At 41.1% G+C, this 14,439-nt stretch carries 19 protein-coding genes; 17 read left to right on the top strand and 2 right to left on the bottom strand.

The window, feature by feature from the left end:
- The first annotated feature begins 16 nt into the window (after window positions 1–16).
- The 3 genes from RE471_RS01745 to RE471_RS01755 all read left to right on the top strand — a co-directional run bounded on the left by RE471_RS01745 (window position 17) and on the right by RE471_RS01755 (window position 4,366).
- Window positions 17–1,972, top strand: coding sequence for a hydantoinase/oxoprolinase family protein (locus RE471_RS01745; protein WP_309215053.1), 1,956 nt, complete (start codon window positions 17–19; stop codon window positions 1,970–1,972).
- Window positions 1,969–3,501, top strand: a complete 1,533-nt coding sequence (locus tag RE471_RS01750) for a hydantoinase B/oxoprolinase family protein (protein ID WP_309215054.1) — start codon at window positions 1,969–1,971, stop codon at window positions 3,499–3,501. Before RE471_RS01745 ends, RE471_RS01750 begins: the two co-directional genes overlap by 4 nt.
- 109 nt (window positions 3,502–3,610) lie before the next feature.
- Window positions 3,611–4,366 carry an exodeoxyribonuclease III gene (locus tag RE471_RS01755; protein WP_309215055.1) on the top strand — a complete coding sequence of 252 codons (756 nt, stop codon included), beginning with the start codon at window positions 3,611–3,613 and terminating at the stop codon, window positions 4,364–4,366.
- 4 nt (window positions 4,367–4,370) lie between these two features.
- Here RE471_RS01755 and RE471_RS01760 read toward each other — a convergent pair whose 3' ends face one another.
- Window positions 4,371–4,979: a sulfite oxidase-like oxidoreductase gene (locus tag RE471_RS01760; RefSeq protein ID WP_309215056.1), complete on the bottom strand. Its 609-nt coding sequence runs from the start codon at window positions 4,977–4,979 to the stop codon at window positions 4,371–4,373.
- A gap of 107 nt (window positions 4,980–5,086) precedes the next feature.
- On the opposite strand from RE471_RS01760, the gene RE471_RS01765 reads away from it, so the two are divergent.
- The 14 genes from RE471_RS01765 to rsmA all read left to right on the top strand — a co-directional run bounded on the left by RE471_RS01765 (window position 5,087) and on the right by rsmA (window position 13,529).
- Window positions 5,087–5,683: a hypothetical protein gene (locus RE471_RS01765; RefSeq protein ID WP_309215057.1), complete on the top strand. Its 597-nt coding sequence runs from the start codon at window positions 5,087–5,089 to the stop codon at window positions 5,681–5,683.
- Window positions 5,684–5,714: 31 nt separating this feature from the next.
- Complete coding sequence (locus RE471_RS01770; protein ID WP_309215058.1) at window positions 5,715–5,957, top strand: hypothetical protein; 243 nt, start codon at window positions 5,715–5,717, stop codon at window positions 5,955–5,957.
- A 77-nt stretch (window positions 5,958–6,034) separates the two neighbouring features.
- Complete coding sequence (locus RE471_RS01775; protein ID WP_375379267.1) at window positions 6,035–7,111, top strand: OFA family MFS transporter; 1,077 nt, start codon at window positions 6,035–6,037, stop codon at window positions 7,109–7,111.
- A 29-nt stretch (window positions 7,112–7,140) separates the two neighbouring features.
- On the top strand, window positions 7,141–7,833 hold the full coding sequence (locus RE471_RS01780) for a ribosome assembly factor SBDS (protein WP_309215061.1): 693 nt from the start codon (window positions 7,141–7,143) through the stop codon (window positions 7,831–7,833).
- Window positions 7,834–7,939: 106 nt separating this feature from the next.
- Entirely contained in the window at window positions 7,940–8,608 is a 669-nt protein-coding gene (gene rrp4 / locus RE471_RS01785; protein ID WP_309215062.1) for an exosome complex RNA-binding protein Rrp4, read from the top strand.
- On the top strand, window positions 8,608–9,330 hold the full coding sequence (gene rrp41 / locus RE471_RS01790; RefSeq protein WP_309215063.1) for an exosome complex exonuclease Rrp41: 723 nt from the start codon (window positions 8,608–8,610) through the stop codon (window positions 9,328–9,330). Before rrp4 ends, rrp41 begins: the two co-directional genes overlap by 1 nt.
- Window position 9,331: 1 nt before the next feature.
- Window positions 9,332–10,114: an exosome complex protein Rrp42 gene (rrp42, locus tag RE471_RS01795; RefSeq protein WP_309215064.1), complete on the top strand. Its 783-nt coding sequence runs from the start codon at window positions 9,332–9,334 to the stop codon at window positions 10,112–10,114.
- A 4-nt stretch (window positions 10,115–10,118) separates the two neighbouring features.
- Window positions 10,119–10,376 carry a 50S ribosomal protein L37ae gene (locus tag RE471_RS01800; RefSeq protein ID WP_298279162.1) on the top strand — a complete coding sequence of 86 codons (258 nt, stop codon included), beginning with the start codon at window positions 10,119–10,121 and terminating at the stop codon, window positions 10,374–10,376.
- Window positions 10,369–10,500 carry a DNA-directed RNA polymerase subunit P gene (locus tag RE471_RS01805; protein WP_298279164.1) on the top strand — a complete coding sequence of 44 codons (132 nt, stop codon included), beginning with the start codon at window positions 10,369–10,371 and terminating at the stop codon, window positions 10,498–10,500. Before RE471_RS01800 ends, RE471_RS01805 begins: the two co-directional genes overlap by 8 nt.
- A gap of 13 nt (window positions 10,501–10,513) precedes the next feature.
- Window positions 10,514–11,656 (top strand): tRNA pseudouridine(54/55) synthase Pus10, encoded by a 1,143-nt coding sequence (locus RE471_RS01810; protein ID WP_309215065.1) that lies wholly within the window; start codon window positions 10,514–10,516, stop codon window positions 11,654–11,656.
- Window positions 11,657–11,662: 6 nt separating this feature from the next.
- Window positions 11,663–11,959: a 50S ribosomal protein L21e gene (locus tag RE471_RS01815; protein ID WP_298279169.1), complete on the top strand. Its 297-nt coding sequence runs from the start codon at window positions 11,663–11,665 to the stop codon at window positions 11,957–11,959.
- A complete protein-coding gene (locus RE471_RS01820; protein ID WP_309215067.1) occupies window positions 11,956–12,264 on the top strand; it encodes a hypothetical protein in 309 nt (102 codons plus the stop codon). Before RE471_RS01815 ends, RE471_RS01820 begins: the two co-directional genes overlap by 4 nt.
- Window positions 12,265–12,813, top strand: a complete 549-nt coding sequence (locus tag RE471_RS01825; RefSeq protein WP_298279173.1) for a DUF655 domain-containing protein — start codon at window positions 12,265–12,267, stop codon at window positions 12,811–12,813.
- Complete coding sequence (gene rsmA, locus RE471_RS01830) at window positions 12,810–13,529, top strand: 16S rRNA (adenine(1518)-N(6)/adenine(1519)-N(6))-dimethyltransferase RsmA (protein WP_309215068.1); 720 nt, start codon at window positions 12,810–12,812, stop codon at window positions 13,527–13,529. The genes RE471_RS01825 and rsmA overlap by 4 nt, the downstream gene beginning before the upstream one ends.
- Here rsmA and RE471_RS01835 read toward each other — a convergent pair.
- Window positions 13,507–14,352: an SPFH domain-containing protein gene (locus RE471_RS01835; RefSeq protein WP_309215069.1), complete on the bottom strand. Its 846-nt coding sequence runs from the start codon at window positions 14,350–14,352 to the stop codon at window positions 13,507–13,509. The genes rsmA and RE471_RS01835 overlap by 23 nt on opposite strands.
- Window positions 14,353–14,439: the final 87 nt, after the last annotated feature.

Genomic DNA, 14,439 nt, shown 5'->3' on the forward strand with positions numbered 1-14,439 from the left:
AACCAATCCCAATAGCATGGTTACAGTATCTATAGATATTGGCGGGACATTTACTGATATCATAATAATAGATGGGGAAATACACTATTATAAGGTGCCGACAACACCCGCCAATCCTGAGCAGGCAGTTTTGGAAGGGCTGGGTAAATACCTCCATAATAATATTGATGAGTTTATACACGCCACGACGATTGCCACAAATTCTCTTCTTGGCCAGTACGGGCTTGAGCTCCCGCGGACAGCACTTATTACAACAAAGGGCTTCAGGGATGTAATTGAGATAGGCAGGCAGAACCGGCCTGAATTATACAATCTTGACTTCCACAGGCCGAAAACGCTCATACCATCAAAATTCAGGTACGAGGCAGATGAACGTACGGATGTCAATGGGCACATAATTAAGAAGCTGGATACCGATAGCATGGAAAACGTTAAAAATTCCCTTATAAAAAATAAGGTAAAATCTGTTGCAATATGCTTTTTACACTCATATATGAATCCAGAAAATGAGGTTAACCTCAAAAATTATCTTTCAGAATATTTTGACAATATATCAATATCATATGGCGTATCTCCCGAGCCCAGGGAGTATGAAAGGACGTCAACTACTGTTGTCAATTCAGTATTGATGCCCGTGGTGTCAGGATATCTCAAGAGATTGAAATCGGTTCTGGATAAATTCGGATCTCCTGAAATAAATATGATGTCAAATGCCGGTGGCCTGGTATCAGTAGATGAGGTAATTAAAAAACCGGTCAATATAATAGAATCCGGCCCTGCTGCAGGTGTCATAGCAGCCAGTGAATTCTCATCCATACTGGGTATCGACAAAGTTATCAGCTTTGACATGGGAGGAACAACTTCCAAGGCCGGAACTGTGATAAATCATAATGTTGAGATTACTGCAGAATATGAGGTGGGGGGGTCATCACATCATGGCAGGATAGTTAAGGGTTCCGGATATCCTGTCAGATTCCCATTTATAGATCTCTCCGAGGTATCCTCTGGTGGGGGCACTGTAATATGGAAGGATAAAACAGGTGCCCTGAATATCGGGCCAATGAGTGCTGGATCAGAACCAGGGCCAGTTGCATACAACCGTGGTGGGAAGGAACCCACGCTTACCGATTCAAACCTTGTAATGGGAATCATAAATGACAAAATGTCCGGGTCTGATAAAATACTGAGAAAGGACCTGGCCCTGAAGGCCCTTGAAAAACTTGGAGACCCCTATGAGGTTGCAGAATCTGCAATAAAGCTCGCAAACCTTGAAATGGCCAGGGCAATACGGCTTGTCACTGTGGAGAGGGGGCTGGATCCGGCAGAATTCACCCTTTTCGGATTCGGCGGTGCCGGGCCACAGGTTACAATGCCCGTGGCAGATGAACTGGGAATAAAGAATGTAATAATACCACCGGAGCCCGGAGTATTCAGTGCACTGGGGTTGATGCTTGCCAATATAAAATACGAGGCAAGGATGTCCTATCCAGAGGATCTGGAGGGTGGATTTACAGAGCTGGAGCAGAAGCTGAAATACCAGGTAAAGGAACCGGAGTTCCTGAGATACGCAGATTGCAGATATGTGGGTCAGGGGTCTGAGCTGACCATCCCTGTTAAAGTGGCTGACAGGGAAAGCATAATCTCTGATTTTACAGATACTCATAACAGAACATTCGGGTTCACCCTGGACAGGCCTGTTGAAATACTCACAATAAGAGTTTTTGCTGTTAAAAAGAGGATAAAGCCTGATATTAAATCAGGCAAAAATATAGAAAGCAAACCTGTTGAGAGGAAGGTCTATATAAATGGGAAATGGGAAAATGTTTATGTATACCAGAGGGAAGGCCTGCCAGTAGGGAAGGAAATTACAGGGCCTGCCGTAATTGAGGAGGATGGTTCAAGTACCTTTGTACCTCCAAAATGGAAGATATTCCGCGGGGAAAACAATGAATTAAGGGCGGTGAAATTATGACTGACTGGGAAATAATAGGAAAGGCTACACAGTTTATAGCCGAGGAAATGGGTGTTGCACTGAAAAGATCTGCCATTTCTCCCAACATAAGGGAGAGAATGGATCATAGTTGTGCCGTTCTTGATGCCGATGGCAGGATCATTGCGCAGGCAGAACATATACCTGTCCATCTTGGGTCTTTTAAAATCGGGTCCAGAAATATTATTAATTACATGCGTGAGCACGGTGTAACATTAAAGGAAAATGACATGCTCATAACAAACGATCCCTACATATCTGGGACACATCTCAATGATGTCACAATCATAGCACCTGTTTACCACAATGGTAAAATATTCTGCTATGTAATAAACAAGGCACACAACGTTGATGTCGGGGGTCCTGTTTTCGGAAGCCTTAACCCGGATGCAAGAAATCTCTACCAGGAGGGCCTCATCATACCGCCGGTTATTATTACCGACGATATAATTAAGATAATCCTGGCAAATTTCAAGGATCCTGAAACTGCAAGGGGGGACCTGAACGCACAGATATCTGCAAATAAAATGGGTATAAGCAGGATAAATGAGTTAAAATCAAAATACGGTGCGGATGAGATCCTCTCATCCTGGAATTCCCTTCTTGAACATTCACGGGAACTTTCACTGATGGCGTTAAAATCATGGCAGCCCGGGGAATACTCTGCTGAGGACTATCTTGAAAAGGGAATCGAGAAGATCAATATAGATGTAAACCTTAAAATTAGTGGCGAGGGCGTTATAGCTGATTTTGAGGGCACACATGGTGAGATAGAATACCCACTCAACGCAGTTGAGGGTGTAACATTTTCAGCAGTGGCGTATGCCATAAGAAGTGCAATGCGCTATTCCATACCTACAAATGATGGTTTCTACTCTATTATTACAATTAAAGCGCCACACAGATCCCTGGTAAACCCCGAGAATAATTACCCGGTTTCCGGAGGAAATGTTGAAACCACACAGAGAATAGCAGATGTTACACTGAGGGCATTGAGTGAATTTCTGGATTATATACCGGCAGCCTCATCAGGTACAATGATGAATATGATGCTGGGCGGCAAGATAGGGAATAAATACTGGTCTTACTATGAAACCATAGGTGGCGGAAATGGAGGGAGGTATGATTCCAATGGAGAATCTGGCATACACAGCAATATGACAAATACCCTGAATACACCTGTGGAAATCGCCGAAAAGGAATATCCCTTCTTCTTCACAAGAAACAACCTGAGAAAGAATAGCTATGGCAAGGGAAAATACCACGGCGGAGAGGGAATCGTGAGGTCATTTAAGGTGAGAAGCAGGACATACATATCTGTAATTGCAGACAGGTTCATAATACCGCCATGGGGACTCAGGGGAGGATTCCCTGGAAAAACAGGAAAGCTATATATAATCAGCAATGGAAAGAAAAAATCCATGCCCAGCAAGTTTTCCACTGTGCTGGAAGAGAATGATGAGGTTATAGTAGAAACTCCTGGAGGGGCAGCATATGGAGAAAAGAAATAGTTTTCCATAATTTTTATAATGACTCTTTTTATTTAAGCTATTAAATCATTTGCCCTTTGATGTTTCTTTAGATCATGGGCTTTTATATATAAAGTAACGATTCTAATCCATGAAAATTATGTCGTGGAATGTCAACGGGCTGAGGGCTGCCATAAAAAACGGAATTATAGATACAGTTAAAGGTGAAAATCCGGATATATTGCTCATGCAGGAGGTCAAGGTGGACAAGCTCAATATTCCGGAGGAGATACATCATCTCGGATATAAAATATATATAAATTCTGCAGATAAGAAGGGTTACAGTGGCACAATGGCCCTGACAAGGGATGAACCATTGAACTATCAGGAAGGGATCGGGAATCCCGAGTTTGACTCCGAGGGAAGGACGCAGACCCTGGAATATGACAATTTTTATGTGATAAATTCATATTTCCCCAATTCCCAGCATGGCCTGCCCAGGCTTGATTTTAAGATCAAATTCAATAAGGAAATTCTGGCATATATTGACAGGCTAAAGGAGAAAAAACCGGTAATAATTACGGGGGACTTCAACGTTGCACATGAGGAAATTGATATTGCAAGGCCCAGGGGTAATGAAAGAAACCCGGGATTCACTGATGAGGAAAGGGAATCTATGACAGAAATGTTATCACATGGATATGTTGATACATACAGGTATTTTCATAAAGAGCCAGGGCATTATTCCTGGTGGTCATACAGGTTCAATGCCAGAGAAAAAAACATAGGCTGGCGTATAGATTATTTTGTTGTCAGTGAGAATTTCATGGGTCACGTTGAGGATTCAAGAATACTGGAAAGTGTTACCGGTTCTGATCATGCACCACTGGAACTTCTGATAAAATAATAGATCATTTATCTATTTCTGAATGCCTTCTAATCTTCTTCCAGGCAAATCCCTTGAATCGTTCCTGGTCCTCAACTTTTCCCCTTTCATGGTAACCATAGGCTTCCCAGTAACCATCCTCATATTTTTCCATCAATCTGATTTCTGTTATCCATTTTGCACTCTTCCACCCATATAGAGAAGGTATAAACGGCCTTGCTGGAAACCCGTGTTTGATTCCAAGTGGCTTATCATCTATTTTCAGTGCCAGTATGCTTTTTTCATCCACTGCATCATCAAATGGAACAGGTGTATCATATCCATCTGCGCAAACAAACATAACCCACTCGGCCTCAGGTGCCGGTCCTGATTTCATTATTAGATCCCTCAATGATGGCCCTGTAAATTTTGCCTCCTTTATTGACCATTTTGTTACACAGTTGAAATCGGATATATATTCAATTCCATTCATTCTGTTCAGTTCTTTATATGTATACTCTGCGGGTTTTGCCACCAGCCCTGTGATACGGAGAGACCATTTGTTCTCATCTATTGCGGGCCCATCCAGTGCATCGTAAATTATCCAGTTGTTGACATAATACTGGCCAGGATTTTTTACCTCAATCTTTTCCATTGTTTAACCATACCTACCTAATATTTAACAATTTTTTAAAATAATTTTTGAGTTTTATGCAATTCCCCTGGCAATAACAATATATACAATATATTTATTCGATGCCTATGATGGAACTTTACCTCATTCTTCCCGTGGCAGTACTGGGTTTATCAATTCTGATAGCCTCCCTGCATATGATTGCACCGGACCACTGGACCCCCATCTTATCATATTCTATAAGCAGGAAGCTGAAAACCAGAAAAACAGGTTTTATTTCATTCAGCCTCGGCCTGATTCATGGAATATTTTCTGCCATACTTTCATTCGCCATAGCAATTGTTGGGATGTACTTCTTTCCTGAACTGGACTTAAAATTATTTGCCGTGGCCCTTCTTGTTTTTGTTGCCCTTTATATAATATTCAATGCGAGGCATGAAGAAAAAACTGAAAAAAACAGGGAAATTGAAAAGTCTATACTATTTGTGAGCATTATCCCGGATCCTGCAATAGTCCCGATTATACTGATTGCAGTTGTCTACGGCATGCATTTCGTTTATTTTACACTGTCAGTTTTTGTAATTGCATCGGCAGCTGCACTCCTTCTGGTAACAATTGCACTGAGCAGGATACTGATAAAGAAACTTTCAACCCTTACCCCGAAAAGAATTGATTACCTCGTTGCAGCCATATTGCTGGGAACCACAATTTTTGTAATAATTTAAAAACGTAATTATTTTTACTGCATTCAAATATATGTCTGTGTTAATTACGGCTTTGACGGTATACGGGTCTACGGTGCTTGCCATGATGATGGTATTTTATCTGATGGAATCAAGATCTCCTGTTTATTCACTCCTCTTTGCAATTATGTGTTTCTGCTCAGCAGTGTACGGAACGCTGGCAGGCGTGTATCCATTCGGTGTTATAGAAACTGTTTGGGGAGCATTCTCAGTTCACAGGTTTATCCAGAGGAGGAGAAAGGCCAAGGCCCAGTAAAATGTCAGTAACGTTTATATCAGGTTATTAAATTTCTTGCTGTGAGAAGGGGCTATCTGGTCATAGGAATAGTTATTATGTCTTTTAATTCACTGTACCAGTATTCCTGGAATGTTTTTGAGCCACTCCTGAAGACAGGGCTCAATGTATCACTGGTACAGATTGAACTTGCCTTTACATTATTCGCAATATTTTCTACAGGATTTCAGGGGATAGGTGGGTACTTTGCTGATAGAAACGGTCCCAGGAATATAGGCATATTGTCTGCCCTGCTCTCTGCAACCGGCTTTATAGGGACATCATTTATACACAGCCTGTACCTATTCTATATACTATGGTCTCTGGGCAGCATAGGAGAAGGAATCCTTTATGGTATAGCCACAAACCTTGCAGTAAAATGGTTCCGTGGCCGCAGGGGATTTGCTGTGGGTTTTGTCTCTCTTGGATTCGGCCTTGGTGCCGCAATTGCCAACATATTCATAGCCCGTGCTGTATCATTCAGAACTCCCATGCTTATAATAGGTGTGGCAGAAATAATCCTGCTGCCGGCACTTCTCATAATGGCAAAATACCCTGAATCCGGTACCATGACCGGTGAGAAAACGTCAAAAAACCTTAGAAACAAAAGATTCTGGATTCTATACATGTCATTCATCCTGGGAAGCGTTCCCCTTATAGTTGTATCAGCCTCCTTTGGCTATCTCGGGGAAACATTGCCGCTCTTCGAATTCACGGTGCTGGTCTCCCTGTTTCCACTGCTCAGCGGTGTCAGCAGGCCAATACTGGGTTATATATCCGATTTGATAGGCAGAATTAGGGTGGTTATGATCATAGACCTCTTTCTTATACTGGGTTCTGTATTCCTCATACTGCATGAATACCTCTTTGCCATAATATTCATAGGATTTTTTGGCGGTGCAATGATATCAATGTATTTCTCCCTGGTGGGGGATATTTTTGGATCAAAATTCTCAACAGCAAATAATGGCGTATTCTATACAGGGAAAGCAATATCGGGATTCCTTGGCAGTACACTGTTTGCGTCCTTATTTATTTTTGATCACAGGCTATCATTTGTTTTTGTCCTTGTTGCAAGCGTCGCTGCAATATTCTTTCTCATAGCCTCCATACCAAGAAAAAAGGTAAATGTATAATTTTTTATTTAAATAAACTATTATCATTTATGGTAAATACAGATGAGGCAGTAATCGCAAGATTTGAATATGAAAGTTATAAATTTGAAATTCTCGTGGATCCTGATGCAACTTCCAGAATACGTGAGGGCAAAATAGATATTGAGAATGATCTGGCGCTTCCCGAGGTATTCAAGGACGCGAAGAAAGGTGAAAGAACCAATGAAGAAATACTCAAGAAGGTGTTCAAAACCACAGACATAGCCCAGATTGCGATAGAAATAGTGAAGAGGGGGCAGATACAGCTTACAACCGAGCAGAGAAAGGAGATACTGGAGACAAAACGGAGGCAGGTTATAAATGAGATTGTCCGGGAGGCAATAAATCCACAGACCAACACACCCATACCTGCAATAAGGATTGAGGAAGCCATGGACGAGGCAAAGGTCCGCATAGATCCCTTTAAAAGTGTTGAGGAACAGGTTCAGATGGTACTCAAGGCCATAAGGCCGTTAATACCCATAAGAATGGAAAAGGCCAGGCTGGCTGTAAGGTTATCCGGGGATGCCTACGGGAGGCTCTATGGAGACCTATCACGTATGGGGATTATACTTAAGGAGGAATGGTCAAATGCAGGAGAGTATATGTGCGTTATAGAGATACCGGCCGGCATGCAGGGCGATCTGATAGACCTGGTCAACAGGAAAACAAACGGAGAGGCAGACGTAAAACTGCTAAAATAATTTAAAAACATGCACGTATTAAAATTATTTATATATTAATTTTAAATTAATGACAAAGATAAATATATTACGAAGGTATATTTCATAAAGTAAAAGGTGTATTCAATTGGAGACAAAAAAAATAGTTTATCCGGGGGATAAAATAGAAACAGGCGATTTAAAACCCCGAAATGGCATGTACGAATATAATTCAGAATTCTTCTCTGAATACTTTGGAGTTATTCAGGAAAGTGAGAAATTTGTTGATGTGGCTCCTTTCAACAGCCCCTACCTTCCCAGGGTAAATGATAAAATCATTGGGAAGATAATGGATATCGGCCCAACAATGTGGACTGTTGATATAAATTCCCCCTATTATTCACTGCTGCATATGAACGATACCCCATGGCATGTTTCCTCAGGGGACCTTGAAAGATACCTTAAGGTCGGGGACTACGTTTATGCAAGAATATCAGTGTCCAATGAAATAAAGGAAAGCTGGATTTCACTGAGGGATAATGGAATGAGAAAGCTTGAAACAGGAAGAATTATATCGGTTAAGCCCCCCAAGGTACCCAGGGTTATTGGAAAGGGCGGAAACATGATCAATATCATAAAGACCTATACTGATACAAAAATAATAGTTGGGCAGAATGGATTCATATGGGTCGATGGGGAAATAGATAATGTGAAAAAGGCTATTGATGCAATTAGAATAGTGGAAAAGGAGGCCCATACAATTGGCTTAACAGATAGAATGGAAGAATACCTGAAGAAGATGAAGGGTGAAAATTAATGGAAGGAAATATTAAACTTATAAGAGATGATGGACTCAGGCTGGATGGCCGTGCAACCAATGAAATGCGCCCGATTAAGATACAAACAGGCGTTGTGGACAGGGCAGACGGATCAGCATTTATAGAATGGGGTGCAAACAAGATTATTGTGGCAGTTTATGTACGGGAAGCATACCCGAAGCATGCACAGAATATAGACCGCGCAATAGTAAAGGCAAGATACAATATGTCAGGCTATTCTGTGGAGGAAAGGAAGCGCCCGGGCCCGGACAGGAGAACCATGGAAATATCAAAGGTGGTTTCTGAGGCACTTTCATCTGCTATTGTACTGGAAAAACTTCCCAGGGCAGAGGTGGATGTTTTTATTCAGGTTCTTGAGGCCGATGCAGGTACAAGAATAGCCAGCCTTACTGCCTCCTCTGTGGCAGTGGCAGATGCAGGAGTTCCCATGAGGGATCTTGTGGTTGGCTGCACAGCTGGAAAGGCGGATGGTAAAATTGTTCTTGATCTCTCCAAGGATGAGGATAATTTTGGGCAGGCCGATATACCCATGGCAATCCTGCCAAGAACAGGCAAGGTTGTCCTGCTTCAGCTTGATGGGGATGTTACAGAGGAAGAATTTAATCAGGCCACTTCAATGATGATGGAGGCAATGCCACGCATTTCAGAAATACAGAGGAATGCATTGATGGATAAATACAGTTTAGAGGATGGTGAATAAAATGCCTATGGATGCAAGTGCAGTATTATCAGAAATCAGAAAAGGATTCATACTTGAAAGTATAAAAACAGGAAAGCGCCTGGATGGAAGGCGCCTGGATGATTACAGGGAAATAAAGATAACAGAAAATTTTGTGCCAAAGGCAGCAGGTTCTGCAATGGTAGAAATAGGGAAGACAAAGGTTGTGGCAGGCATAAAGGTGGAGGAGGGAGACCCATTTGAGGATTCTCCGGACAGTGGCGTCATGGCCCTCAACATAGAGCTGCTCCCCATGGCATTCCCAACCTTTGAATCAGGCCCTCCAAGTGAGCAGGCAATAGAGTACTCCAGAGTTGTGGACAGGGGTATCAGGGAAAGCAAGATGGTAGACACATCAAAACTTGTAATAGAATCCGGTAAGCGTGTTTGGATGATATTCGTGGATATAGATGTCCTGAACTACGATGGCAATATAATAGACGCTGCAACGCTTGCGGCTGTTACCGCATTGAAAAATACTGTTGTACCCGCCTCAAAGATCGGGCAGAAGGATTATGCGCTTCCGGTCAATGCAACGCCTGTTTCTGTTACAATGGTAAAAATTGGGGATGAACTTGTGTGTGATCCAGATCTGGAAGAGGAACAGGTTTCAAATGGCAGGATTACCGTTACAATCTCAGAGGATCATAATATACATGCAATGCAGAAGGGTGATATAGGAGAATTCTCCCTTGATGAAATAAGGAAAGCTATAAAAACATCAAGTAATATAGGTAACAAGTTAAGGGAAACATATTTAAGGTGAATATATGACAAAACACACAGTAAAAGTAGGGGCCTCTGGTCGTTTTGGTCCAAGGTACGGTGTTACGGTAAGAAAGGCATGGAATAAGGTCTACAAGCAGAAAACCAGTTTCTATATATGCCCTTCATGTAAGCAGAAAAAGGTAAAGAGAGTTGCCAATGGGATATGGGAATGCAGGCATTGCGGCTATAAATTTGCCGGTGGGTCCTATACACCGGAATATAGCAGCGAGACTGTAAAGGAGATAAACAACCATGTATAAATGTATAAGATGTGGTAGACAGCTTGAAAAATCATTCGGAACCACTGATATCGAATGTGAATGTGGTTCAAGAGTTTTTATCAAGGAAAGGCCCAGCATTGAAAAAGTTGTGAAGGCCAGATAATTTTTTTATTTTTATGAACGATATTCAGGACTTATTCTCAAATAAACTTTGCATGAGATGCACCGGCAGAATTTTCGCCTCCATTGATACTGGATTGACAGACTATGATCGGGGCCAGAAACTGGTATTCACTTACCGGGCATTTTTCGGGGAGATTGATATTCCTGAAAAATGTTATATATGCAACGGAATCTTCAGTAACCTGGACATGTATCTGAACATGGCAGTTGATGCCATAGGCAGCATGGAGTACAGCACATTTTTGATAGGATCCAAGTTCGACCCGGATATACTGATTCAGGAGCAGAAAATACAGAACAAATACGGGAATAAGGGTGAAAGCATAAAGAAAGAATTCAACCGCGAGTTCGGAAAATATTTCTCTGATCATACAGGGAAAGAATTCTCTAAAAATCCTGATATACTGATTGAAATAAATACTGTGTATGACAGTGTGAGCCTAATAGTTAGACCTCTTTACATATATGGGACATACTTAAAAAAACGCCGGGACATACCACAGACAAGGTGGATAAACGGCACTGGTGATTCAATAGAATCTGTGATAGGTGAATTGCTGTTAAAATATACCGGCGGGAAAAATTACAAGCTTCACGGTTCAGGGAGGGAGGATGTGGATGTTATGATGCTCGGCAATGGACGTGAATTTGTAATGGAAGTAGATGATCCTGTGTACAGGGATATAAATCTGGAAGAGTTCATGAATGCGGTTAACCTGTCTGATTCAGGGGTATACATTTCCAATGTTGAATTTTCCAGCAAAAATAAAATCCGGGAAATAAAGGAAGCAGCGTATGATAAGATATATATGGCAACGGTGGAATGCGATGAGAATATATCCAGAGATAAAATGGAAAATACCGCCAATCAATTCAAAAATCTTGTAATTTCACAGAGAACCCCAACAAGAGTAATTGGAAATCGTGCTGACCTAATAAGAAAAAAAGAAATAAAATATATAAATATAGAAGATATACATGATAAGGAAGCCACAATAAAAATTTGTTCCCAGTCAGGAACATACATTAAGGAGCTTATCAATGGGGATAATGGCAGAACAGTACCGAGCATGTCATCTATCTATGGTAAAGAATTGAGAGTAAAAAGCCTTGATGTAATAAAAATAATGAGGTGAATAAACATGACAAGAATGTCCAATGGAACCAGATCCGGTTCAAGAAGCAAGTTAACTAAGAAGATAAAACAGAGGGGTATGCCGAAGGTAAACAGCCTTTTAAAGAAATTTGAAGTGGGCGAAACAGTGGCTGTTGTAATAGACCCAGCAATTCAGAATGGAATGCCTTTCCATAACTTCCAGGGGAGAACAGGAAAAATCATAGGTATGCAGGGAAGTTGCTACGTTTTAAAAATTAAAATAGGCAACACCGAGAGAAAGATAATATCTGCTCCTGTCCACCTCAAGAGGTTGCCTCAATGAAAATAACCTATAAAACCAACAGTGAGGTGTACGATTTATTAGCAGGCATGGAAGACAGAACCCCCACGGAGAACGCCACCCTCGCATACGTTGAGAAATTTTTAAAGTATGGCCGTGATACCGACATTGCACAGCTTTATGCTGATATTGGGAAGGTACATAGATTTTCAAGGGAAGTAATAACAAAAATAATTGACATCAAACCTGCAACCCCCGAGGAATTGATAGCCATATTGAACTCATATAATATCAACGTTGATAACAAAGTTTTAGATAGTATATTAGATATACTCAAGGGTTTGTAAATGGAAGAATATGCTTATATAATCGATTATCTGCCACAGGGCAGGGCAGAAGATAAAAATTTCAGGAAGTCGCCGCTCATAATAGCAATAGGGGAAAATGAATTCAAGCTTCTTGAAATCGTTCCAAAACCTGATGCCGTAATTACAGTTGGAGACAGGATATATATAGGGAAATCTCCAGAAAAAAGGGACAAAATTATTTCGATAAAAAGGAGGATCACATTTAAGGAGCTAACCAGCGCTGCCGTAAGCGAACTGCCATATGCAATAGAGAATATAATAGATGGAAACCAGAAGAGATTTATTGATTTCTTCAATAATGCCGAGGCTGTTAATACAAGAATGCATACCCTTGAGCTCCTTCCCGGGCTGGGTAACAAGAGCATGTGGGCCATCCTTGAAGAACGGAAAAATGGGCCATTCACCTCATTTGATGATATTATGGAACGGGTGAAGAGCGTGCATAACCCGAAAAAGATGATCGTTAACAGGATCATGGACGAACTGCAGAACAGATACGAGAAATATAAGTTATTTGTTGCAAAATGACCGGAAATTTTCCCAAAAAATTCGGGCAGGTTTTTTTACGGGATAAGAATATTGCGGCCAAGGAGATAAGGTTACTGGCAATTAAGGACGGTGATGAGGTTCTTGAAATAGGCCCGGGAGATGGAATACTTACGGATATACTTCTTTCATATCCTGTAAAACTTACTGCAGTTGAACCTGATCATAGATTTTACGAAAGCCTTGCAATAAAGCATGCAGAATCCATTTATACAGGTAAGTTTAAAATTCTAAAAGAAAGTTTCCTGGATATCCAGCCTGCAAATTATAGCCACATAATAGGAAATATACCTTACAATATATCATCGCAAATACTTTTCCACTTGCTGGATTTTAACTTTGAATCGGCAGTAATGATGGTCCAGAAAGAATTCGCATTAAGGCTGGTTGCCAAACCTGGCACAAAAGATTATTCCAGGTTATCTGTAAACGCTGGCCTAAGGTCAAATATAAAAATAATTTCCAGTGTTAACAGGCAGGTATTCTCTCCGGTGCCCGGTGTGGATTCCTCAATAATAGAAATCAGGAAAAAACCCTACGATATTGATATAAAAAATTTTGATGCATTTCTGATAAAAATATTTACAATGAGAAGAAAAAAATTATCAACAATACTAAATTATAACGGGCCTTTCTCAGAAAAGAGGCCCGGGGAACTCACAATAGACCAGTTAATTATGGTTTACTCCCGGATATAGTGCTGTTGCCAACATTTCCGGTACTCTTGCTCAATATATTATTCAGCGCGGTTGCTGTAAAGAACTGTGATGTATCTCCTACTGTGGGTACATTTTGAGGTATCATTATAAGAGATCCCTTTCCTTCAAGCCCGATCTGGTATACTATATCCATCCATCTCAGCTGGAAGGCTGTTGGATTGTTTGCATACTGTTTGGCTGCATCAACCATTTTACCGGCTGCCTCTACCTCTGCCAGTGCAAGTGTTACCCTGGACCTTCTTTCCCTCTCAGCAGCAGCCTGCCTGGACATTGCGTCCTGCAGTGTCTGCGGTACAAGGACATCCCTGATTTCCACGGATGAGACCTTCACTCCCCAGTGCTCTGTTTTCTCATCAATTATCTGCCTTGCCGCCTCACCTATTTTCTCCCTCTCTGACAGTATTTCATCGAAAGATGATTTTCCCAGGACCTCCCTCAATGTTGTCTGTGCTGCAAGCTGTGTTGCTGCTGCATAATTCTCAACATTAAGCACTGCCTTGTCCGGGTCGATTATCTGGAAATACATAACTGCATCAACATTTACCGGAACGTTATCCTGTGTAAATGTAGACTCTGTCTTAAACGCAACCGCCTGTATTCTCGTTGATAAAACTACTGTAATCTTACTTATAATTGGCGTCACATAAACAATTCCAGGCCCCTTCAATCCCGTGTATCTTCCAAGTGTTAAAACCGGTGCCCTCTGCCATTCCTTTAATATATGTATACCAGAGAGTATAACTGCAACAATTATTATCAGGACAAGAATTAATATCACTTCTCCCACATCTATAGCTACCATACTATAACAACGAGAAGTTCTATTTAAATATTTTTAATAAACCATTTAAACTATAATACTTTCATGGCAGAAAAAACAATTTTAAAT

The sequence above is a fragment of the Ferroplasma sp. genome (assembly GCF_031200575.1).
Classification (GTDB): domain Archaea; phylum Thermoplasmatota; class Thermoplasmata; order Thermoplasmatales; family Thermoplasmataceae; genus Ferroplasma.